Origin of the sequence: Erwinia tasmaniensis Et1/99 (assembly GCF_000026185.1) — a bacterium.
In the GTDB taxonomy this organism is placed as follows: domain Bacteria; phylum Pseudomonadota; class Gammaproteobacteria; order Enterobacterales; family Enterobacteriaceae; genus Erwinia; species Erwinia tasmaniensis.
This window is the reverse complement of record NC_010694.1, coordinates 2,558,024-2,582,423: the sequence shown is the minus strand read 5'-3', so window position 1 is coordinate 2,582,423 and position 24,400 is coordinate 2,558,024. Positions and strand designations below refer to the sequence as shown.

General features: G+C 47.4%; 16 protein-coding genes. 7 read left to right on the top strand and 9 right to left on the bottom strand.

Features of this window, described 5'->3' with window-relative positions:
* The first annotated feature begins 361 nt into the window (after positions 1–361).
* The gene (locus tag ETA_RS12530; RefSeq protein WP_012441998.1) at positions 362–5,452 is read left to right on the top strand and encodes an RHS repeat-associated core domain-containing protein; all 5,091 of its coding nucleotides are present in this window, start codon (positions 362–364) and stop codon (positions 5,450–5,452) included.
* Positions 5,453–5,673: 221 nt separating this feature from the next.
* Positions 5,674–10,764 (top strand): RHS repeat-associated core domain-containing protein, encoded by a 5,091-nt coding sequence (locus ETA_RS12525; RefSeq protein ID WP_012441997.1) that lies wholly within the window; start codon positions 5,674–5,676, stop codon positions 10,762–10,764.
* A 210-nt stretch (positions 10,765–10,974) separates the two neighbouring features.
* On the opposite strand, the gene gpmA is transcribed toward ETA_RS12525, so the two are convergent.
* The 6 genes from gpmA to modE form a co-directional block, all read right to left on the bottom strand.
* Positions 10,975–11,727, bottom strand: a complete 753-nt coding sequence (gene gpmA, locus ETA_RS12520; RefSeq protein ID WP_012441996.1) for a 2,3-diphosphoglycerate-dependent phosphoglycerate mutase — start codon at positions 11,725–11,727, stop codon at positions 10,975–10,977.
* Between the two features lie 154 nt (positions 11,728–11,881).
* A complete protein-coding gene (gene galM / locus ETA_RS12515) occupies positions 11,882–12,916 on the bottom strand; it encodes a galactose-1-epimerase (protein ID WP_012441995.1) in 1,035 nt (344 codons plus the stop codon).
* Entirely contained in the window at positions 12,910–14,058 is a 1,149-nt protein-coding gene (gene galK / locus ETA_RS12510; RefSeq protein WP_012441994.1) for a galactokinase, read from the bottom strand. Before galK ends, galM begins: the two co-directional genes overlap by 7 nt.
* Positions 14,055–15,107: a galactose-1-phosphate uridylyltransferase gene (galT, locus tag ETA_RS12505; protein ID WP_012441993.1), complete on the bottom strand. Its 1,053-nt coding sequence runs from the start codon at positions 15,105–15,107 to the stop codon at positions 14,055–14,057. Before galT ends, galK begins: the two co-directional genes overlap by 4 nt.
* A gap of 267 nt (positions 15,108–15,374) precedes the next feature.
* Positions 15,375–16,844 carry a molybdate ABC transporter ATP-binding protein ModF gene (gene modF, locus ETA_RS12500; RefSeq protein WP_012441992.1) on the bottom strand — a complete coding sequence of 490 codons (1,470 nt, stop codon included), beginning with the start codon at positions 16,842–16,844 and terminating at the stop codon, positions 15,375–15,377.
* A gap of 73 nt (positions 16,845–16,917) precedes the next feature.
* Positions 16,918–17,697 (bottom strand): molybdenum-dependent transcriptional regulator, encoded by a 780-nt coding sequence (modE, locus tag ETA_RS12495; RefSeq protein WP_012441991.1) that lies wholly within the window; start codon positions 17,695–17,697, stop codon positions 16,918–16,920.
* Positions 17,698–17,847: 150 nt separating this feature from the next.
* Between modE and ETA_RS19320 the strand changes: the two genes are divergently transcribed.
* The 4 genes from ETA_RS19320 (at position 17,848) to modC (ending at position 20,684) form a co-directional block, all read left to right on the top strand.
* Positions 17,848–18,012 carry an AcrZ family multidrug efflux pump-associated protein gene (locus ETA_RS19320; RefSeq protein WP_012441990.1) on the top strand — a complete coding sequence of 55 codons (165 nt, stop codon included), beginning with the start codon at positions 17,848–17,850 and terminating at the stop codon, positions 18,010–18,012.
* A 154-nt stretch (positions 18,013–18,166) separates the two neighbouring features.
* Entirely contained in the window at positions 18,167–18,940 is a 774-nt protein-coding gene (gene modA / locus ETA_RS12485; protein WP_012441989.1) for a molybdate ABC transporter substrate-binding protein, read from the top strand.
* Entirely contained in the window at positions 18,937–19,626 is a 690-nt protein-coding gene (gene modB / locus ETA_RS12480) for a molybdate ABC transporter permease subunit (RefSeq protein WP_012441988.1), read from the top strand. The genes modA and modB overlap by 4 nt, the downstream gene beginning before the upstream one ends.
* Positions 19,626–20,684 carry a molybdenum ABC transporter ATP-binding protein ModC gene (gene modC / locus ETA_RS12475; RefSeq protein ID WP_012441987.1) on the top strand — a complete coding sequence of 353 codons (1,059 nt, stop codon included), beginning with the start codon at positions 19,626–19,628 and terminating at the stop codon, positions 20,682–20,684. Before modB ends, modC begins: the two co-directional genes overlap by 1 nt.
* Positions 20,685–20,714: 30 nt before the next feature.
* Here modC and ETA_RS12470 read toward each other — a convergent pair whose 3' ends face one another.
* Complete coding sequence (locus tag ETA_RS12470) at positions 20,715–21,533, bottom strand: pyridoxal phosphatase (protein ID WP_012441986.1); 819 nt, start codon at positions 21,531–21,533, stop codon at positions 20,715–20,717.
* A gap of 137 nt (positions 21,534–21,670) precedes the next feature.
* Between ETA_RS12470 and pgl the strand changes: the two genes are divergently transcribed.
* Complete coding sequence (gene pgl, locus ETA_RS12465; protein ID WP_012441985.1) at positions 21,671–22,663, top strand: 6-phosphogluconolactonase; 993 nt, start codon at positions 21,671–21,673, stop codon at positions 22,661–22,663.
* 83 nt (positions 22,664–22,746) lie between these two features.
* On the opposite strand, the gene ETA_RS12460 is transcribed toward pgl, so the two are convergent.
* Positions 22,747–23,223: a kinase inhibitor gene (locus tag ETA_RS12460; RefSeq protein ID WP_012441984.1), complete on the bottom strand. Its 477-nt coding sequence runs from the start codon at positions 23,221–23,223 to the stop codon at positions 22,747–22,749.
* 40 nt (positions 23,224–23,263) lie between these two features.
* Complete coding sequence (locus tag ETA_RS12455; RefSeq protein WP_012441983.1) at positions 23,264–24,319, bottom strand: NADP-dependent oxidoreductase; 1,056 nt, start codon at positions 24,317–24,319, stop codon at positions 23,264–23,266.
* Positions 24,320–24,400 lie beyond the last annotated feature (81 nt).

Here is a 24,400-nt window from a genome sequence, read left to right as displayed (position 1 = left end):
ATATCCTTCCTGAACCAAAGTCGCCCCTTTTGCGTTGATTTAAATTTAATTATCAATACGTGGTTATTCAAAAAAAAAGAGGTGCCAACCGTGTGGACAGGGAAATATGATTCAGCACATGATGTAATAAATGGGTTTATCTGGCGGTGTTTATGCCTACTTGGAACAAAGAAGGGAGAAGTGATGATAAATGGAACTGCACCTTGAAATATGTTTAGTGTTTTTTTTATAAACAATCAGTTTTAATATTATTTATTTGTTGACAACGGAGCCCGGCAAGGCGTATTTACTATAAAGGCTATATAAGCCAGTAAGTTCATTACCAAAGCTACCCAGCAAACTGTTTTACTGGAGCAAGCAGATGGAAGATATTACAAAAAAAAATGAAAACATCAATATTAACATACAGCAAGATAATTTTATTAGTGCCTGCATGTCTGGCGTCGATCCCAGAAATGGGGTGTTTAATCATGCTACCACTATTTTTGACTATAGCTCCGTTATTTCAGAGGCCAAGTTTTCGTTTGTTCTGAACTATAATTCAAAAGCGATATACGCCGATCAGGGATATGGCTATGGCTTTACGGATAATTTGTCACGCTACGATGAAAAGAAAAAAATACTGACCCTTTCATCCGGGCAGGTTTACAGTATTCTGAATGACAGTGAAGATAAACAGCCTGTACTGATTGATTATAATTTCGAAAGCTTCACTTTTACCAAAGTAAGGATAAATAGCCTTCCAAATATACGATGTATATATTATATAAAACATATGGATGGTGTAGTAGAAAAACTTGAAAATAGAGACTTACAGGGTATAACACAAGACTGTTTCGTTCCAACTGTTATCTATCATGGGATAATAAGCGAAATAATTATGCGTTGGGATTACTCAGACGGCATTCCGTACTTACAAGCGGTGATGGAAAAAAATTCTGACGTAGGTAAAAACAAATATCTTTTGGTTTTTACGAAAATTGATGAAAGTGAGAGAAAAATTCGTGTCTTCGAGGATGAGAGTTATGGATATGATGTGCTTTTAAGGAAAAATAAAAAAAATCTCCTTTTCCTGATTAGAAACTATGGGTTCGACAACAGCGGTAAATATTGTTGGGATTTCAAATACTCGAATAAACAGGGTAAAGGGAGGCTGTTGATCGAAATAGACTATCCATGCGGAAGAAAAGACAGGGTTGAGTATATAAGAGCCAGAGATAAATTTAACTCACACTTAGTTGGAGACCTGAAATTATATAAGGTAAGGCGATATTTTATCACTCCTTATCCTGATAGCGCAGCTAAAAAAATTGTTACACAGTATACCTTTAATCTTTCCCAAAACGACATGCGCTACTCTTCTATAGAAGAGTATATGGATTTGAAATTCAGAGTTATTAAAATAATCCACAGGAACTATAACAAGTTCCATTTATTGGTCGCTGAAACTACAGAAATGGGATTAGCAATAACTGAAGTCGTTTATACTTACGAAAACTGTGATGAAGGTAAAGCGTTATCACAACAACCATGCAATTATCAATGTATTACTGAAATAAATAAAATATCAACAGATAAAGCAATTGTTAAAAATAACCAGAGGCATGAAGTGGCTAATATGTCATATGACGAAAGAGGGAATCTGACGAGACAGATAGATAATGATATAACAATTTTTTTTACATATATATATAAAGTGAATAATTCCGGTAAAGTAGTCGACATCCCGAACGGGATGAGTTTGATGAAATCAATCGAGATAATGTATCTTAAAAGCCCAGGTAATAATATCATTAAGGAATATGAATACGAGTTATTTTTAAGTCCTGATAGCCCTCTTGGAAAGAACGAAAAGATCTCAACCTATAAGTTAGTTCCTGTGAGGGAAGAAACACGAATTAATAATATACTCATCAAATCTACTTCATTTGAATATTTTAAGCTTATTTCTCGTAAGGCTCAGATTGGAAAACTAAAGTCATTATCTATTCAATTATTTGATAAGCTTATTGTGAAAAATTTAAACTGGTCTGGAGAATACTATAACAGTGAGTTGATCTTATATATAAAAACGGAAGTTAAGGGCTTAGTCATCAATGAGGTAATAGTTTGGGATGTCGTTACAGGACTGCTCAAAAGTTCTATTGATAGCTTAAATAGAAAGTGCGAGTATAAAAAAGATAAAGTGGGAAGAGTGCTTAGTGAAAAAATAATATCTAATATTCATGATAAGGTGAAGTCAAAAGTATTCGAATATAAGTATGAATATAAAATAGATAACGCAATCGGAGGTTTTGTTTATGAGAAAAAGACAACTGATTTACATAATAGGTCTATTTATGAAAGATATGATGGTCTGGGCAGGTTACAATCTGTCGCCATGAGTAAAATTGAAGGTGAGCGGGAAAAAATACTGCATGCATATAAATATGATGATCTTTCCAGGCTTGATTATGAAGAGCATTTTTCATATGGAAAAGATGAAAGGTTTAGCTATATAAGCATCTATTCTTATGACGACTGGGGATATATAAAGTCGATAAAGCATAACGACGGTGTTGAAGAAAATATTGTGACAGATGTTATTAATAGAACTAAAGCACACTGGTTAGCATACGGGAATGAGATTATAAATGAAACATTGATTACTTTTGATAAAAATAATGAGCCGATAAGCTACAGGCGATTTTTTCTGAACGGAGAATATTTACAGGTTACGATTGAACGGGACTTTTGTGGCAGGATGGTAAAATATCATGATGAAATCGGTAATATAACACAATATGAGTACGACCTTTTTGATAGAATTAACAAAATACACTTCCCTGACGATTCAGAGATAATCAAAGAATATAATAAATATTCAGATGATCATCTTATAGAAAAATTAGTATTCAGGTCGTCAGATGGGAATGAATTAGATATTGGGACTCAATCTTTTGACGAATTAAATCGGCTGATTGAAAGTAAATCGTATGGTGTAATAACCAAATATACCTACTCACTACACTATCCTCTTCCAGACATGACCTTTTTTACAGATGGCACCAGTCATATCTATAAGAATGATTACGGCTTACAGGACAACGTATTATCTGTTATTGACAATAAAAATAAATTTTCTAAGACATTCAAATACTCGGAATTAGATGGGTCCCTTATAGAGTCTAAATTCGTGACGCCTCGTGATATATATATTGAAAAAATTAACGAGAATGTGAAGGAAAACAGCGTCACTATAAAAACCAAGTTTATTCACGATGGCAGAGTTATTGATTTGTTGTACAGGCAGATAGATAATTATAACAACGAAGGTATCTATAAAATTATTGATGAGACGAATGCCGAATATTTATATTTACGTGATGGCTTTGGAAGAATAAAAGAAATGAGATCAGGGGAAACGATAACGGAGATCTCGTACGATATATTTAGTAGGATAAGTCAGATAAGTGAATGTGATGCTGATAGTAAATCTGTAATTGAATATGTTTATGACGAATTCAGCCGGGAGAAAACACGCAGAGTCTCTCTTTTTTTTGAGAGGGGAAATGGTGAAAAGTTTATAAATAACCCGGATGTCATATTTTCAATTTACTCAAATTATTATAATAATAACTTAATAAAATCCAGAATCATAGAGCAGTACAAAAAAGATAAAAAAATAGAAGTCAGGAAAGAGTACTTTAACTATGACATTATGAATCGGATAAGCTTTTATGAATGTAACGGCACTTCAGCTATAAAAGGTGAGGGTAAAAAAGCGATAAAATCTATAGGCTATTCATACGATGAGGTAGGAAATATCTCTTACACCGATACTGCCCACACGGATGGGAGTAAAGTTCGCCTGTCATTCCACTATAAGGAAAATAACCCTTTTTTATTGAGTTGGGTCCAGAATGAAAGCACTCTTGATATCACTCAAAATGAGTTTAATAGCCTCGGCTTTTTGATTAACAAAACATACACAAAGAGAGTAAATGCTGACTTTTCAACAAAGCTGAATGTGGACTTTTATTACAATATTTTTTTCAATTTGTCATCAGTAAGAAATACTACCTCAGGGACAAATACCAGGCCAGAGAGCCAGAATATAGTTTATCGTTATGGCGCATCGGAAAAAATATTCTTTAGAAAGTCAGTAGCTGATAAAGCAAAGAAAGAAGAAGTCTTTACACATCGAGGCTATGGCGATGAAATCGTGAACCTGATCGATTTCAAGGATCAAAGCAAATACAAGAAAATCTACTCTTTATATGGGGCGGCTAAGAAAATAGTGCAAAAGACGGATGATCATAGCATTAACAGCACTATTTTAACGAACGATTCAGGATCACCAATTTACACTATTAGATATTGGAATGGCAAGTATGTAAGCAGTACATACTCATCTGTTGGTGTATATGGATCGACTGAAGAAAAAGAGATGCAGCCGGGCCTAAATGGCTGTTTATATGATGGTGAAAATGGTAGTTATCTTTTAGGGCCAAGATTATACGACCCTTATACTATGCGTTTTACCACTCCGGATAGTTTGTCACCCTTTGATGGTGGCAATATAAATCCATATATATTCTGTAACAACAACCCGGTAAATAGCAATGATAGTACGGGTTACATAACCTGGGAGTCATGGCGGCGTATTGTCTATACCGGGGCAGTGATGTCTATTGCAACTGGAATTATCACACTCGGTTTCTCTATTGCAATGTCGTCAGTTTTGATGAGTGCTGTATCGATAATGCAGATCGTCGGAGGAGCAATGACAATATTTGATATAAAAAACCATGACAATTCAGGCTTGGTTGTTCATGGTATCTACACAGTTTTAGATATGGGGTTGTCTTTATTCAGTATGCATAAAATATTTAAGCTTCCATTGTCAAAAAATCTTAACCGGATTTTTGATTTAAACAGAAGTTTAAAAAAAATTCGTACTTTACCTGTTAACAAAAATAGAAAGAAACTTTCGGGGATAAACTACTTGGGGCGAGGTGTTAGTGTCTTTACCGATAGTTACAAACAGAAGCCGAGATTGAATATTTATTCCCATGGAAAAAAAACGGCTTTGATTGAAACACGAATAGACAAGTCAGGTAAAATTCGAGAGGTTGGTAGGATGAGCTCTAAAAGCTTAGACGACCTATTAAATAATAGCGGTGGAATAAAATATGATGACTATGCTTCAATACGATTGATTGCCTGTCATTCAGGAGACTCGCGTTATTTTAAGTCAGCATTAGGGTACGACATGCATCAAATAACGGGGTTGCCGGTGAAAGCTTTTCATGGAAAAGTGACTATTTTTGGCATACCACCCGAAACATTACAAAGCTATTTTGAAAGGTTTTCCAGCGATCCACACTCTCTGCATAATATTCGTAAAATGTTTTCCAGCGATTTCAAAATAGTTCATGACTCTAACTACTCCCCGAGATATTTTTCCTAAAATACGGGTCGCTGTAAAATGAGCTTTTTATTTTTATGGGTAAACCTGTCTTTATACTTTTCTAACATAAAAATATCCGACCCATCGGTAGTCTTAAAAATAGATTTTTTTTACACGGCTCCCTGTATTCAACTTGCCCAATTCTTTAATAAAATACTGTATTTCAAGTTCCGATGGCACTATAAAAATCAATCAACGCATATGACTTTTAAGGTAGCGGAATGAAACAAGAGAAAAAATTGAATCGGCATTTCTCCGTTAATACACAACAGGATAACTTTATCAGCGCCTGCATGGCTGGTGTCGATCCCAGGACAGGTTTTTTCACAAACTCGACAACATTATTCGATTATACTTCATGCTTTTCAGACGTAAGATTTTCTTTTGTCGTTAACTATAATTCTAAAAACAGATTTTCAAATCAAGGCTATGGCTATGGTTTTACTGATAATTTAACCCGATATAACAAAAAAGAAAAGTTATTATCTCTGTCTGCGGGCCAGGTTTACACCATCTCTAATGACATGACTAATGGCCAGCCAGAATTAGTCGATTGTAAATACAGGGATTTCACCTTTTATAAAAAATTGGTTAAAGATATAAATGGAGTTGTAACACAGGAAATATACTTTGTTAAGTATGTTCACGGTGTTTTAGAAAAGCTGGAAAATATAGACTTTTCAGGTGATATACAAGATTGCTACGTACCTTCGGCCATATATTATGGAGTGTTAAGCGAAGTGCAGTTATATTGGGATTATAATGGTGGCTTGCCTCAGTTAGTTACGGTACGAGAAATTAAAGCAGGTATAAAAAGCCACGCCGACCTTTTATCGTTTAATTATAATGATAAAGATAGCATAGTAATGAGAGTTTTTTCAGATACAGACTCTAATTACAATATATATTTAGAATTAAACAAAAAAAACAATCTTATAAAGATAAAGAATGCTGGCTTCGATGCTTTCGGAGAAAATAATTGGAGTTTCAGGTATTCAAATCTGACAGGTGAAAAAAATCTTCTTTCCCAAATAAGATACCCAAGTGGAAGAAAAGACACCGTTCAGTACAGGCGTAGTCAAAACCCCTCTGATTTATCAATATCAACCGATTTTAGCCAATATTGCGTTTGGCTTTATCGTATCAATCCTCAGTTTATCACTGGCGCAAAGGATATAATAACCAACTATACTTTTAAATGGAATACGCTAAATAAACGCTACTCTTCTGTAGAAAACTATTTAGATTCGCGAAGAAACATAATAAAGATAATCACCATAACCTATAATAATTTACACTTACTGATCAGTGAAAGTGTTGAGAACGGTGAAGCATTAGTCTTTTCCCGATACGTCTATAATCATTGTGATGAAAATAAAGATCTGGCACACCAGCCATTAGCTTATCAGTGTATTACTCAAATCAGAACAACATTGACAGATACCAGAGGTTCTGTGGTCAAACAGCGTGAAGAAGTTGTTAATATGGAATATGATAATCGTGGTAACCTCATCAAACAAATCAACGAAAATAAATCATATTTTCACTATTTATATCTTGATGAAATTTCCCATGGGAGCAAAAAAATTCGTATTCCTGATGGCCATAAGCTGATTAAATCATACAGTTTATTTTACCCAAACCAGAGTGATAGTCATATTCGCAAAGAGTATAAATATGATTTTCATAGTGGACTTAGCGATGATCTTGAATCTGGTGATGACGTATTGAAATATAAAATAGTCCCTGTAGAGGAATCTCTGTATATTGATAATGTTCTTATTAATTCGATGTCTTTAGTCTATCATGATGATATAAATGATATTATACAGCTCGGTAAGATAAAGTCGTATAGCATTGCATCTCACGATAGAATAACAAAAAAAGAGTTTAAGTGGGATTATCAGCATGGCACATTGTCTTTGCAGACGAAAACTGAAAAATTAGACACTATTACTTTTGAGATTTTTAAATGGAGTGGGGTAACAGGACTGCTCAAGTCTACTTCCGATATGTTAAAAAGGAAAGTCGATTACGTGCGTGATAAAATAGGTCGAGTGGTGCGTGTCACTCTTATATCTAATATTGATGATCCTGCCAAATCAAAAACATTCAAATACGACTACAAATATAAAGTTAAAGATATTTCAGGCGCTCTTTACTATGAGGTAGAGACAACAGATTTGTACCATAACAAGTATTATGAGCGTTATGACGGACTTGGGAGAATTCAATACGTTGCATTCCAAAAGGCTAATCATGATAGCGAAAATATTATCAATGCATATAAATATAATGAAATATCACAGCTCATCTATGAAGAAACGTTGTCGTGTCAGGATAAAAATAATTTCAGTTTTTTAAATGTCTATTCTTACGACGATTGGGGTAATATTAATAATATCAGGCATGATGATGGAGTAGAAGAGCATATTACCTCTGATGTTATTAATAGAACTAAAATGCATTGGATGTCGGATGGTAAGGAAATTACAAATAAAAGGAGTGTGACCTTCGACGAAAATAATCAGCCTGTCATCTATAAATACTTTTCATCTGACGGTGTTTTCTCTTATATCACTTTATATCGAGATTTCTGCGGACGTTTGGTGAGTAAAAAGGATGAATTAGGTAGAGTGACAAAATATGGCTACGATGTTTTCGACCGGGTTAATGTTATCACTCTCCCTGATAAGTCTGTTATCACAAAATCCTATAACATGTATTCAGCAGAGCCGCTTATCGAAAAGATAACATTCACCTCTACCGAGGGAGAAATCTATCAGTCGGGCACCCAGATCTTTGACGGCTTAAACCGTCTCAAGGAAAGTCAATGCTATGGTGTGATAACCAAATATAGCTATTCTCTAAACTCCCCGCTTCCCGATCAAGTTTCCTTTGCTGATGGATCTTCTATTACCTATAAAAATGACTTCGGCCTACGTGGTAAAATATTATCTTCGGCAGATCAAGATAATAAATTTAGAAAGGAATTTACCTACTCAAAAATTGATGATTGTTTAATAGAGGCTAAGTTTATCACGGCTAATGATACCTATATCGAGAAAATAAATGAATCTCCGGATAGTAACAGCTTTGAAATAGAGACTAAGTTCAGCCACGATAAAAATAGTATCGATCTTGTATACAGACAGGAAAACTATCCTAATAATGATAGGATTCATAAGATTTTCGATGAGAAAAATAATGAATATGTTTATAGTCACGACTCACATGGAAGGCTGGTTGAGATAAACGCTGACCAGTTCAAGACAGAAGTACGTTATGATAAATTCAGTAGAATAAGCCATATTTATGAGAGTGATGAGTTTATCAAATCCATCATTGGTATAAAATATGATGAGTTCAGTAGAGAAATAGAGAGAAAATCAACTCTTCATTTTTCAGATAGAGCACCAGAAATTACTACTGCTCACAGCATCAATCTGGCAGTTGAGACCACTTACTTTGCTAATAATCTGATTCGATCGAGAATTTTAAAAAAAACTGAATTTAATGTGGAAGTTATTCGTCATGAGCACTTCACCTATGATGTTTTGGACAGGATTTTAAACTATCGGTGCACAGGAGAGGCTCCTACAACAGATAAAAGTGGCAGGGGGATAGTATCGATAGCCTATAGTTATGATCGTGTCGGGAATATATTAGAAACAAGCACGGTTTATGCTGATGATAGTCATGTTATCCTAAGGTTTTACTATGATGACATTAATCCCTTTATTTTACGTGGCGTTTATAATAACAGCACGCTAGAATATACTGAGTTTTATTTTAATACCATGGGGCACTTGCTGAAAAAACAAATTACAAAATCAACCACCCCTGAATTGATAAAAAAAAGGGTTTTCGAATATAAGTATGATAACTATTTTTGTTTGTCTTCTATACAAAATACCTGCCTTGACAACTCCCAGATTATGTCAAAAACTACGACAAGCTATAAATATAACGTTTCTGATAACTTACTTTTCACTAAACACATAACCGACCAGAAAAAAGTCGAAGAGATAATGACTTTTAGGGGGGTGAATAATGAAATAGTTAGTCTAACTAATTTTAGAGATAAGTCTCAGTACAAAAAAAAAGACTCTTTATTCGGTGAAACAAGGAAGGTTAGCGTTTTTAGTCAGGGAGACAGGTTTGAAAAAAAGATGACATCGAACGGAGCGGGCACTCCAATCTATTCTGTTAACTTTAAAAATAATCAATACGAAGGTAGTGAAATGCCTGGTGTTAATATTTATGGTGGTTCTCCAGATAAGGATACTCTTGTCGGTTTGAACGGTTCTTTTTACGATAACAATGCGCAAGGCTACATTCTTGGCGTAAGGTTGTATGACCCGGAATATATGAGATTTTCCACTCCCGACAGCTTATCTCCTTTCAATGGAGGTAATATAAATCCTTATATATATTGTAATAATAATCCTGTCAATAATAACGATAACTCCGGCTATTTGACTAATGAGAACTGGAAGGTCCCAATATATCTGGCCGCGTCTTTTTCAATAATCACTGGGATAGCCAGCTTAGGCGCATCGTTGGCCATGTCTTCCGTCATGATGGCCGTTTTTTCACTGCTGGAGATAGGAACAGGGATTTTAAGTCTGGTCTCCTTAAACGAAGATAATGATAATTCAGATTTGGTTATGGATGGGATGATATCAACAGCTTATCTGGGGATATCTGCACTCTATTCCTCAGTCAGTTTTAAATATCCTTTATCTAAAACATTAAAGAGATTTTTCGATTTTAAAAAAAATCAACAAGCATTACGTACTTTATCTTATGACAGAAAAAAGAAAGAGATCATGGGTTTAAAGTATTTAGGCTCTGGGGTGACTGTGTTTAATGATACCTATCAAAACCAGCCCAGGCTGAATATCTACTCACACGGCAAGAAAGCATCTTTGGTCGAAACCCGGTTTGATGAATCAGGAAAATCATTAAAAGTTAATAAATTAGATTCTTTGGAACTCGACCGGCTTTTACGTATAACCGGTAGCATCAACTATGATAGTTACGCATCCATCCGGATCATTGCCTGCCATTCCGCCGATTTTGGTTTTTTGACGCCAGCACTTGGGCAAAACATGCATCAACTCACCGGCCTGCCGGTGAAAGCATTTCAAGGGGTCGTGACCTCCTTTGGTTATCCGCCGGACATATTACAAAGTAGTTTTGAAAAATTTGCTCACGATCCGCACGCTATGCAAAATATCCGCAAACAGTTTTCATCTCGGTTTGAACTTGTTCACAATGCTAATTATTCACCCAGGCATTTTTTTTAAAATATTCTCTTAGGAAGGATTTCAGTTCGAGTAAGAAAGAGGGAATGTTGATGGAAATGAGGCTCAGGCCGGGCAACTTCAGAGTGCGACGATTGCCTGCTCCAGAGATCTGATGAATTACGCAGGATAGGGATATTTCTTGTCAACATACGTGGGTTATAATCCGCACTCTGAAATTAAGATGATATTTCAGAGTGCGGCATCTGGCTTTTACTTCGCTTTACCCTGATTAGCTACGGCGGCAGCCTTAGCAGCGATTTCATCAGCATCGCCCAGGTAGTAGTGTTTGATTGGTTTGAAGTTTTCGTCGAACTCATACACCAGCGGCACGCCGGTAGGAATGTTCAGTTCGAGGATTTCTTCTTCACTCATGTTGTCCAGGTATTTCACCAGGGCACGCAGGGAGTTGCCGTGCGCAGCAATGATCACTTTCTCACCGCTTTTCATGCGCGGCAGAATGGACTCATTCCAGTAAGGCAGAACGCGATCGATGGTCAGAGCCAGGCTTTCGGTGGTTGGCAGCTGCTCAGCGGTCAGTGATGCATAACGCGGGTCATGACCAGGGAAACGTTCGTCGGCACGGTCCAGTTCTGGCGGGGTCACGGCAAAGCCGCGACGCCACTGCTTAACCTGCTCGTCACCGTATTTGTTAGCGGTTTCAGCCTTATCAAGACCCTGTAGCGCACCGTAGTGACGCTCGTTAAGACGCCATGATTTCTCTACCGGCAGCCAAACCTGGTCCACTTCATCCAGAATATTCCAAAGAGTATGGATGGCACGTTTCAGCACAGAAGTGTAAGCGAAATCGAAGGTGAAACCTTCTTTCTTCAGCAGCTGACCCGCGGCTTTTGCTTCGGTGCGGCCCTTGTCTGACAAATCAACATCGTACCAACCGGTGAAACGGTTTTCGTTGTTCCACTGGCTTTCGCCGTGACGTACCAGAACCAGCTTAGTTACAGCCATAGCTTAACTCCTTAATAAATCTACGTTTCTATGATAAATGTAATCAGTCAACCGTCAGACCATAGCGTCTGACGGTTTTCAATGTGCATTACCATAGCTGAATTCTTTGCTCCACGTAAGCCCGTAACGCGAGCGATGCGTATTTTTCATGCGCTTAGTCAAGCGCCGTCAGCTTATAGCGCGTTGTCGACTGATACGATTCACCGGGTTGGAGCCAGCAGTCAGGCTGCGGCCATTCGGGATGGTTAGGCGAGTCGGGCAGGAACTCGCTCTCCAGCGCAATGCCCTGATAAGCGCGGTAAACACCTCCATCGCGTGCCGGGACCCCGGCCAGGTGGTTACCGGTATAAAGCTGCAATGCCGGGGCGCTGGTAAACACCTCAAGTTTTAGCTTGTCGTCAGCCGACCAAAGCGTGGCGGCCGCATCTCCGGCTGGCGCGCTCAGCAGAAAGGCGTGATCGTAACCCTGTACTTGACGCTGGTCTTCATCCTGGAGGAAATCCTGCGCCACTTTTTTTGCCCGGCGAAAATCGAAGCTGGTGCCCTCCACGGCGGTTAAGGGGGCGTTGGGGATCCCTTCGCCGTCAACCGGCAGATACTGTGCCGCATTGAGGGTCAGACGGTGCTGTCGCGCATCACCCTGCATGCCGTCCAGATTGAAATAGGCGTGATTCGTCAGGTTAACCGGGCAGGGTTTATCTACCTCGGCATGATAAAAAATCGATAGCGTATTATCGTTATCAAGACGATAGCGCAGCGACACGCGCAGCTTGCCTGGGAATCCCTGATCGCCATCGGCTGATTCAAGCCGGTATTCAACTTCGCTATCGTTTTGGCTGATAATCTGCCAGCGGCGCTGGTGAAAGCCGTCAGGGCCGCCGTGGAGCTGATGTTTGCCCTGGTTAGCTGCCAGCCGGATCGTGTTGGCTCCGCCGTGCAGCTGGGCGTTAGCGATGCGATTGGCATAGCGGCCCACGGTCGCCCCCAGGTAAGCCGACTGGTGCGCATAGTCCGACGGCGAGGCACAGCCCAGCAGGGCTTCACGTACGCTGCCATCCCGCATTGGCACGCGGGCCGACAGCCATGTCGCCCCCCGATCCATAAAGGTGGCGATCATACCGTTATCGTTGCGCAAACGAGTCAGCTGCAAGTCTGCCTTTTTATTGGCGGGTGAGTCAGGTGTTAACATAGGCCGGCTCCTGCTGATGCTGTACAAACATAAAAGGTCTCTTTAAGGCCGGATTCAGCCTGATAGTGCTGCTCAACGGCGGCTTTGACGCTGGCGACCCGCTCGCGCGGCATCAGGGCAACAACGCAGCCGCCAAAGCCGCCGCCGGTCATGCGCACACCGCCGCGTTCGCCGAGGCTGGTTTTGACAATATCCACCAGCATATCGACCGCCGGTACGGTGATTTCAAAGTCATCTCGCATTGATGCGTGTGATTCAGCCATTAGCACCGCCAGACGCGCCAGATCCCCGCGCGCCAGCACGTTGGCAGCCTCCAGCGTGCGGGCGTTTTCCGTCAGGACGTGGCGCACGCGTTTAGCGACCAGCGGATCCAGCTCATGTTCACGCTCGGCAAATTCGGCCAGCTCAACGTCGCGTAGTGAGGATTGACCGAAGAAACGTGCCCCGGCTTCGCACTGCTGGCGTCGGGTATTGTATTCGCTACCCACCAAATTGCGCTTGAAGTTGGTGTTGATGATCACCACCGCAATATCGGACGGCATCGGCACGGCGCGCGTATCGAGAGTGCGGCAGTCAAGCAGCATCGCGCTGTTTTTCTCACCCAGTGCTGAAATCATCTGATCCATGATGCCGCAGTGACAGCCGACAAACTGGTTTTCAGCCTGCTGGCCGTTGAGAGCAATATCCGCGCTGCTCAACGGCAGCTGATAAAGCTGGCGAAACACGCTGCCCACCGCCACCTCAAGCGAGGCTGAAGAGCTTAATCCGGCCCCCTGCGGCACGTTGCCGCTGATAACCATATCAACCCCGCCGAGGTCAGCAGCGCGCTGTTGCAAATATTTCACCACGCCGCGCACGTAGTCTGACCACAGCTGCTGCGGATGGCGCTCAATCGGCTCATCCAGCGAGAAGATATCCTGCTGATTATCATAGTCAACGGCGATAGTCCGCACCTGGCGGTCACTGCGTTTAGCACAGGCGATAACCGTCTGATAGTCGATGGCGCACGGCAGCACGAAACCATCGTTATAATCGGTATGTTCACCGATCAGGTTGACGCGTCCCGGAGCCTGAACAGTATGGGTCGGCGCGTAGCCGAAAGCGCAGCTGAATATCTGCTGGGTAGTGGTCTGTAAACTCATGGTTGCGTTCCCGCCTCACGGTAATGGATATCGCTGACGGCACGCAGCCTTTCTGCTGCCTGCTCTGCGGTTAAATCACGTTGGGTTTCAGCCAGCATTTCGTAGCCGACCATAAATTTACGCACCGTCGCCGAGCGCAGTAGCGGCGGATAGAAATGGGCGTGCAGCTGCCAGTGAGCGTTGGCATCGTCATTAAAGGGCGCGCCGTGCCAGCCCATGGAATAGGGGAAAGAGCACTGGAACAGATTGTCGTAACGGCTGGTGAGCTTTTTCAATGCCACGGCCAGATCGTCGCGCTGCCCATCGCTAAGGTCAGTCAGACGCTTAACGTGCGCTTTTGGCAGCAGCAGCGTTTCAAACGGCCATGCCGCCCACCACGGGACTACCGCCAGCCAGTGTTCCGTCTCCACCACCGTGCGGCTGCCGTCTTTTAACTCGCGTGCGGCGTAGTCAACCAGCATCGGCGTACCTTTCTTCGCGTAATAAGTGCGTTGGAGCTCGTCTTCGCACCGCGCTTCGTTCGGCAAGAAGCTGTTGGCCCAGACCTGACCGTGCGGATGGGGGTTGGAGCAACCCATCGCCGCGCCTTTATTTTCAAACACCTGTACCCACGGGTAATGCTGGCCTAAATCGGCGGTCTGCCGTTGCCAGGTTTTTATCACCTCAGTCAGCCCGTCCAGCGTCAACTCCGGCAGCGTTTTACCGTGATCGGGTGAGAAACAGATGACCCTGCTGGTGCCACGTGCGCTTTCGCAGCGCATCAGCAGGTCGTCGCTTTGTGGGACAGCGGGCGTGTCGGTCATCAGCGCGGCAAAGTCGTTGGTGAAGACATAAGTGCTGGTGTAATCAGGATTTTTACCCCCGGTGACGCGCATGTTTCCCGGACAGAGAAAGCAGTTGGCATCATGTGCAGGAAGCTGTTCCGGTGCTGGCTTTTCCTGCGCGCCCTGCCATGGACGTTTCGCCCGGTGCGGGGAGACCAGAATCCACCGATCGGACAGCGGGTTGTAGCGGCGATGAGGGTGATCGGCCGGGCTAAATGTCTGCATGTTATGTCCTGGTATGCTCTTTTATGCTTAATGAGTGACAAAGAAAAAATAGCATATTTTTAGGATTGAAAGCGTGATCGAGTCTGACTAAATGGAATCGCTTACACCCGATGAAAAATCCTGAACTCCCTATCCGTATAGGAAATGAAGCAGGCTTTCTGGTCGGTGGGTATTTTCAATTGTAAGCGATTACATGATGCGGTAAGCAGGCTGTCTCATGACCCGGCAGCAGCGCGTTTCGATCTCCGCGCGCGCCGCCCGGCTGGCTTACAGGTTTTCCTGCAAATAGCGATAGGCCTCGCCGTCAGGGATAAAACTTAAACGATGGGTGATACAGTGCGGCGCATCCTCCGCATGGTGGGAGACAAACAGCAGACGGGTACGGCCTTCGCCGATCAGCACATCAACAAAGCGGCGCACCAGCAGACGGTTTAACGGGTCCAGCCCCTGCAACGGCTCATCGAGGATCAGCAGCGCCGGGTGTTTCACCAGTGCGCGGGCGATAAGCACCAGCCGCTGCTGTCCCCATGAAAGGTCGTGGAACGGCGAGTCGGCCTGCGCCGCGCCGATGCCCAGCAGATCCAGCCATTGACCGGCCAGCATCCGCTGGCGGTCGGACACCGCCTGATAAAGCCCTATCGAATCGAAATAGCCGGAGATCACCACGTTACGCACGCTACAGCTGACGCGGTAATCAAGATGCAGGCTGCTGCTGACATAGCCGATATGCTGCTTGATCTGCCAGATAGTTTCTCCGCTGCCGCGCCGCCGGCCAAACAGCGTCAGATCGTTACTGTACCCCTGGGGATGATCGCCGGTTATCAGGTTAAGCAGGGTCGATTTCCCGGCACCGTTGGGGCCAACAATCTGCCAGTGCTGATCGCGATCCACCTGCCAGCTAAGCTGATGCAGGATGGGCCGATCGTCGTAAGACACCACGCCATTGCGCAGGACAATCAGCGGAGCATCTTCCGCCAACGCCGGGATCGCGCTGATATCGTCGGCTTCAGGCAGCGTCACGCCAGCCAGCGTTTCACCGTGTGCCAGCTGCGCCACCAGGGCTTCAGCCAGGACGTCATGGCGTTTGCCGCTGTGGGAAAGGGTACACTCTGCCAGCACGCCCACCCGATCGATAAACGCAGGAATATCATCAAACCGATTCAGCACCAGCACCAGCGTGACACCCTGACGTTGCACATCGTGCAGCACCTCGGCGAGGCCGGCGCGTGAGGCAACATCCAGTCCGTCGAAGGGTTCATCAAGGATTAAGAGGTCGGGCTGGGCCATCAGCGCCTGGCACAGCAGGGTTTTACGCGTTTCTCCGGTTGAAAGATATTTAAAGCGGCGTATCAGCAGGTGCCCGATGCCGAACAGCATGGCCAGCTGCTGGCAGCGCGCCTCATCTTTGCTCTCTTCCTGGATGACGTCACTGACGGTATAACCCGTATCATCCTCGTCAGCGCTGAGCATATCGGTATTGTTGCGCTGCCACTCATCCTCAACCCGTTTTTGTAGCTGCTCCAGGGAGAGACGCCAGGGGCGCTGGAATCGGTTGACGAGGCGGCCTTTCATGGGGGGAAGTTCACCAGACAGGACTCGTGCCAGTGAAGATTTACCGCTGCCATTCGCGCCGACAAAAGCCCAGCTTTCGCCAGACTGAATCATCAGTTCATTGAGACTAAGTGTGCGGGTATCGCTAAGGCGAAAAATACCCTGTGTGATGTGCAACATTGACATAATTCATTCCCTTTTGTGCATCGCGAATTCATCGAGGCCTCACGAAATCCAGAGCCAAATGCCAGGAAAGGATTCACAGCAGCGTGGCGATGATAACGCGATCGGCATTAAAATAGGCTGTAACGGCGCTTCCCGGCTGGAGACCTTGTCGGGCAACCAGCGGATTCTCTACCGTGGCGCACAGCGTTGTGCCCCCCTCGATGGCGATCAGCACTTCACTGTGCGTTTCTCCCTGTTCAATCTGGCTGATGTTTCCGGCCAGCTGATTATCCGCCTCCGCGGTGCCGCGCGTGACGTTAATCCACGGGGCTTTGATCAGCACCAGCACCTCTTTGCCTGGCTCCAGCAGCAGGCGGTTGGCGCTTTGTTCGGTCAGGGCAGCCTGAATTTGCGTGATGCCGTCAGCCAGCAGTACGCTGACCTGCTGTTGCACCGGCTGAAGATCGCGGGCGATAACGGTGCCGAACAGCTGGTTACGTGCGCTGGTTTGGAGCGAAAAGCGGGCAATCGCGGCGAGCAGGCTGCCGGGCTGGGTATCATCCTGCAATACGTCAAAGGCCCTTTGCTGAATTTGCTCAAGCAGCGCATACAGCTGGATCAGGCGCTCGCCAAAGGGGGTGACGACGGCACCGCCGCCGCCTTTCCCTCCGGTAGCGCGTTCTACCAGCGTGCTGCCGGCCAGCTGATTCATCTCATTTACGGCATCCCAGGCGCTTTTATAGCTGATGCCCGCCAGTCTGGCCCCTTGACTGATGGAGCCGCTCTCCTTTACCTGGCGCAGCAGTTCTATGCGGCGCGGATCGGCAAACAGCCGCTGCTGTAGTTTCAGGATCAGGGCAATTTCAGCCTGCATTGGCGCTCCGGAGGTAAACGGGTAAAGGCTGATTGTAACAGCTGGCGGCGGCGGAGCGGGGCGAAATAATTGGATGAGAAGGCACAAAACGTCAGTGCATTGTGCGACACTGGCGCTACAATGAGCTTTTGTTCAGCAAGAGGGGTTACCATGCTGGAGTTACTGAAAGGCCTTGCGATAGCCATTTTGATGGTGCCGGTCGTCATGGCGATTATTCTTGGCCTGATCTGGGGACTGGGTGAAGTATTCAACGTTATTTCCAAGTTTGGTCATCGTGACGACTCTGCGGAAAATAAAAGCCACTCTGCCCGCTAAATCGCGTTCACTCTTTTCTACGCCCGGCGATGTCGGGCGTTCTCTTTTCTGCCGCCGTTAACTTTTTTCTTATCGCTGCCGATATAAACGGTAACCGCTCGGTGATACATCGTTATATCATTGGATATACAACGAACCTCACTGGAGAATCATCATGTCTGTAAAATGGAGCCACTGGCTGGCTGCTGGCTGTATCAGTTTGAGTGTTGGCGGTCAGGCGCTGGCGTCAGAAAATGTGACCGTGTTTGCCGCTGCCTCTCTGACCAACGCCTTGCAGGATATCGCCAGTCAGTATGAGCAGGGAAAAACGGTGAAGATTGTCTCTTCGTTCGCCTCTTCCTCAACGCTGGCACGCCAGATTGAGCAGGGCGCTCCGGCGGATATCTTTATCTCTGCCGACCAGCAGTGGATGGATTATGCTGTCGGTAAGGACGCCATCGACACTAGCAGCCGCGTCACGTTGTTAGGTAATGACCTGGTGCTGATAGCGCCAACGGAGACTCACCCGCAGCCGGTCAGTATCAGTAAAAGCACCGACTGGGCCAGCCTGCTGAAAGGTCAGCGCCTGGCTGTTGGCGACCCCGATCACGTTCCGGCGGGCATTTATGCCAAAGAAGCGCTGGAAAACCTCGGCGCATGGCGGCAGCTCTCGCCGCTGATGGCGCGCGGTAACAGCGTGCGCGCCGCGCTGGCGCTGGTGGAGCGCGACGAAACCCCGTACGGCATCGTGTACGGTTCGGATGCGGTGGCGAGTAAAAAGGTCACGGTGGTCGGCATCTTCCCGCAGGACAGCCATAAACCGGTGGAGTACCCGCTGGCGTTGGTGAAAGGGCACAATAATGCCAGTGCAACCGCGTTCTATCAGTATCTTAAAGGGCCGCAGGCCGCGGTAATTTTCAAACAATATGGATTTGCCACGCAGAAATGATCCTCAGTGAACCCGAATGGCAGGCGGTCATACTCAGCATGAAGGTCTCCTTTGTGGCGGTAGCCTGTAGCCTGCCGTTCGGCATTCTGATGGCGTGGATCCTGGTGCGCTGTCGGTTTCGCGGTAAAACCCTGCTCGATAGCGTGATCCATCTGCCGCTGGTGCTGCCGCCGGTGGTGGTGGGCTATCTGCTGCTGCTTGGGTTTGGGCGGCGCGGGGTTATTGGCAAATATCTTTATGACTGGTTCGGTTTCACCTTTGCCTTTAGCTGGCGCGGTGCGGCATTGGCCTCGGCGGTGATCGCCTTTCCGCTGATGGTACGCGCTATTCGCCTGGCGCTGGAAGCGGTAGACAGCAAGCTGGAGCAGGCGGCGCGTACGCTGGGAGCCGGGCGCTGGCGGGTATTTTTCACCATTACGCTGCCGCTGACGCTGCCGGGAATTATCGTCGGTACGGTGCTGGGTTTTGCCCGTTCGCTGGGTGAGTTCGGTGCCACCATTACCTTCGTCTCTAATATTCCGGGCGAGACCCGCACCCTGCCTTCCGCCATGTATACGCTGATTGAAACCCCCGGTGCGGAGGGCGCGGCGGCACGCCTCTGCGTGATTGCCATCCTGCTGGCGCTGGCTTCGCTACTCCTTTCCGAATGGCTGACCCGTTGGGGCCGTAAACGGCTGGGGCTCTGATGCTGGAACTCGATTTTACTCAACAACAGGGCGACCATCGCCTGACGATAAAAGCCTCGCTGCCGTCCAGCGGGGTGACCGCCATCTTTGGCGTTTCAGGCGCGGGTAAAACCTCATTGATTAACGCTATCGCCGGGCTTAGCGTGCCGCAGCAGGGGAGTATTACGCTTAACGGGCGGGTGCTGAGCGATACGGCCAGCGGCACCTGGCTTGCCGCAGAGAAACGGCGTATTGGCTATGTCTTTCAGGATGCCCGCCTGTTTCCGCACTATCGGGTGCGCGGCAATCTGCACTATGGCATGGCGGCATCAATGCGTGCGCAGTTTGCTGACGTGGTGGGGATGCTGGGGATAGAGGCGCTGCTGGATCGCTTCCCGTGGTCGTTATCCGGCGGTGAAAAACAGCGCGTGGCGATCGGTCGTGCGCTGTTGACCGCGCCGGAGGTGCTGCTGATGGATGAACCGCTGGCCTCGCTCGATCTGCCGCGCAAGCGCGAGCTGTTAGCCTGGCTACAGGCGCTGGCGCGCCGGGTTAACACGCCAATCCTCTACGTCAGCCATAGCCTGGATGAGCTGCTGCATCTGGCGGATAATGTGATGGTGCTTGACCAGGGCAGGGTAAAAGCGTTTGGCCCGCTGGAGAAGGTCTGGGCCAGCAGCGCGATGCGCCCGTGGCTCGCCGGCGGCGATCGCAGCAGTATTTTACGTGTGCAGGTGCTTAAACAGCATCCGCACTACGAGATGACCGCGCTGTCGCTGGGCGATCAGCATATCTGGGTTAACCGGGTAGAAACGCCGCTGAACACGCCGCTTCGTATCCGCATTCAGTCGGCAGACGTTTCGCTGGTATTACGGCAGCCGGTTAACAGCAGTATCCGTAATGTGATCCCGGCACGCGTTGACGAGCTGCTGGACGTTGACAATCAGGTCGAGGTGAAGCTGCTGGTGGGAAAAAGCGAGCTGTGGGCGCGTATTACCCCCTGGGCGCGCGATGAGCTGATGATCAGGCCGGGTATGTGGCTGTTCGCGCAGATTAAGAGCGTGTCGATTACCACCTGACTTACCGCACGGAGCGTCAGGTGGCAAAGGTTAAAGAACCTCGCGGTAAATCGTTTCGGCGATGCCGGGCTCCAGGTTGTTGCCGATCGTGCGATGCGCCCGATCCCTGATCGCCTGGTCGGCGTTACCCATCGCCACGCCGAGACCCACGGTTTCCAGCATGCTGATATCGTTATAGTTATCGCCAAAAGCAATCACTTCACTCATCCGGTAACCGTTAGCCGCTACCCACTGTGCAAGACGCCTGCCCTTGCTGTTACCGGCTTTGGCAATATCCACCTGATCGTGCCAGGACCACTCACAGGCCAGTCCCATTTCTGCCTCCACGCGAGAGGCAAACTGCCGTAGCGCATCGGTATCGGAGTGGGCGAGGGCAAATTTCCAGATGGATTGCGCACCGCGTGCCGCGTCTGCCAGACTGTCGACCTGCAAAAACGTTGGGCGCTGTGCAGGCGGCAGGGACTGTGCCCAGTTAAGAGTGCGGGTAACATGGCCCATCTCGGTTTGGTAGAGCATGGCATTATCGACATACAGCAGGCCGTTGATGCCCGCTTCGTCGAGCATCTCCGTGACCCGCAGCGTTTGCGCCAGCGGTAACGGATCGGACTCCAGAACGGATTTTGTCTGATAATCATACGAATAAGCGCCGTTACAGCAAATTGCAGGTGTATCCAGCGCCAGTGCCTGATAAAAAGGATGGATGGCCACATGATGACGACCGGTCACGATCAGGATTTTTATACCTGCCTGCTGCGCTTTCTTCAGCGCTTCCAGAGACTGGGGCAGAATGGTCTTATCAGGGGTTAACAGCGTGCCGTCCAGATCGAGGGCGATGATACGATAGCTCATAACGGTTTCCGTGACGCAAAAGAGTCAATAAGTGTACACCTTGTGACGCCTGTGACAAAACGGGCGGTGCAATCGTTCGACGACAGTGGTGGGAATTCGCCACTCTTCTGATTTTCTGTTCAGAACAAGGAGCATTCATGAAACAAGTTGTTTATACCGCCAGCCCGGAGAGCCAGCAGATCCACGCCTGGCAGCTGAATAATGAGGGCGCACTCACGCTGTTGCAGGTGGTGGATGCGCCGGGCCAGGTACAGCCGATGGTGGTCAGCCCGGATAAATCCTTTTTGTATGTTGGCGTGCGCCCGGACTTCCGGGTGGTGGCATACCAGATTGATGCCGAAGGCAAGCTGAAAGAAGCGGGGCACGCCCCGTTACCGGGCAGTCCGACACATATTTCTACCGATCGCCAAGGGCGGTTTATCTTTGTCGGTTCCTATAACGATGCCTGTGTTAGCGTCACTCCGATTGGCGAAAACGGATTGCCGGGCGAGCCGTTACAGGTGGTGAAAGGGCTGGAGGGCTGCCATTCGGCCAATATCGACCTCAATAATCAGACGCTGTTTGTTCCGGCGCTGAAGCAGGATCGTATCGCGCTGTTTAGTCTGGATAAGCAGGGTAAGCTGACGCCGCGCGCGCAGGCTGAAGTGAAAACCCGCAGCGGTGCAGGCCCGCGTCATATGGCATTCCATCCGAATCAGCGTTATGCCTACAGCGTCAATGAGCTGGACAGCAGCGTTGACGTCTGGGATATCAGCGGTGATGAAGTGAAAAAAGTGCAGTCGGTGGATGCGCTGCCGGAGGGATTTAGCGATACGCGCTGGGCCGCCGATATCCATATCACCCCTGACGGGCGCCACCTGTACAGCTGCGATCGTACCGCCAGCAATATCACCATCTTCAGCATCAGCGCCGAGGGCAGCAGCCTGAAGGTGGAGGGTTATCAGCCGACCGAAACGCAGCCACGCGGTTTCAATATTGACCACAGCGGTCAGTATCTGGTGGCGGCGGGGCAGAAATCCCACCATATTGAAGTGTACAAAATCAGCGCCGACCGCGGTTTACTGCAGCCGCTGGCACGTTATGCCGTCGGTCAGGGGCCAATGTGGGTGGTGATTAACAAGCTGGATTAATCACCCTGCTTTGCCAGCCTGCTGGCGTTAAAAGGCGGAGCAGATAAAGCGCTCCGCCTTAACAGGCGCTACAAACGTGACGATCAGCTGTACATCGCGGTGATTGACGCGCTGGCCAGCACATGAAAATGCACATTAAAGCCTACCAGCGCACCGCTGGCGTGCTCATCAACGTCCAGCCTGTCTACATCCAGCGCGTGGACGGTGAAAATATAGCGATGGCTTTCCCCTTTTGGCGGTGCCGCGCCGCCGTAGCCCGCGCTGCCGAAATCGGTACGCGTCTGTATGCTGCCTGCTGGCAGTTCCGCTTTGCCCGAGCCCGCACCCTGTTTTAACTCGCGCGTGTCGGTGGGCAGGTTGGCGACCACCCAGTGCCACCAGCCGGAACCGGTGGGCGCATCGGGATCGTAGCAGGTGACAACAAAACTTTTCGTGCCCGGTGGCACATCGTCCCAGGCGAGGTGGGGTGAAAGATTATCGCCCTGGTAGCCCATGGCATTGAGAACCTGGCGTTCCGGCAGTTTATCGCCGTCGTTAAAATCCTGGCTAGTCAGTTTCATTTTGACTCCGGTTGTGGTTATTTCCTGTTGAAGCAACACCTTAACGCTTTAAGTCGGGCTTGTCTTGTGCCACGCGTACCACTACCTTACCGAAATTTTTCCCTTCAAGCATACCGATTAACGCTTCCGGCGCATTGTCCAGCCCGTCGACGATATCTTCACGGAACACCAGGCGTTCTTCGGCGACCCACCGGCTCATCTGGTTGAAAAATTCGTCAAAGCGCTGGCCGTAATCCTGGTTGATAATAAAGCCCTCGATGCGCAGACGCTTACGCAGAATAGCGCTTTGCAGCAGCGGCAGGCGGTCGGGGCCATCAGCGATGCCGCTGCTGTTGTAGTCGGCGATCAGTCCGCACACCGGAATACGCCCTTTGGTATTCATCAGCGGCAGCACGCTGTTAAACACTTTACCGCCAACGCTTTCGAAATAAACGTCGATGCCGTCCGCGCAGTGGCGGCTAAGATTTTCTGCCAGATTATCCTCGCGGTGGTCGAGGCAGCGGTCGAAGCCCAGCACCTGTTCGGCATAACGGCACTTCTCCGCGCCGCCGGCGATACCCACCACGTGGCAGCCCTTCAGTTTGGCGATCTGCCCCACCAGCGAGCCGACCGCGCCCGTAGCGGCAGCCACCACTACCGTTTCACCCGGCTGCGGATTACCGATGTCCAGCAATCCCATATAGGCGGTAAATCCCGGCATGCCCAGCATGCCCAGCGCCCATGACGGATGCTCAAGCACCGGGCCGCTAAGCTTAATCAGATCGCGCCCGTCCGACAGCGCGAAGTCCTGCCAGCTGCTGCCGCTGACAACCCAGTCGCCCACGCAAAAATCGGGATGTTCAGATCGCTCAACCACCGCCACCGTGCCGCCGCACATCACCTCGTTCAGCGCCACCGGGGGGACATAAGAAGGTGCATCGCTCATGCGTCCGCGCATATAGGGGTCGAGCGACAGCCAGACGGTGCGCAGCAGCACCTGCCCGGCATCAGGTTCAGGCACAGGCTGTGACTCAAGGCGGAAATTGGCGGCGGTCGGCGCGCCGTGCGGGCGCGAAGCCAGCAGCAGGCGGCGATTAGTCTGTTTATCTTGTGGCATATTTCTCTCCAGGGCTTATGTGCTCCAGCAAACCAGCTACAAGCGTAGCGCATCGTGCTGGTTGCTGCCTGGCAGTACGGG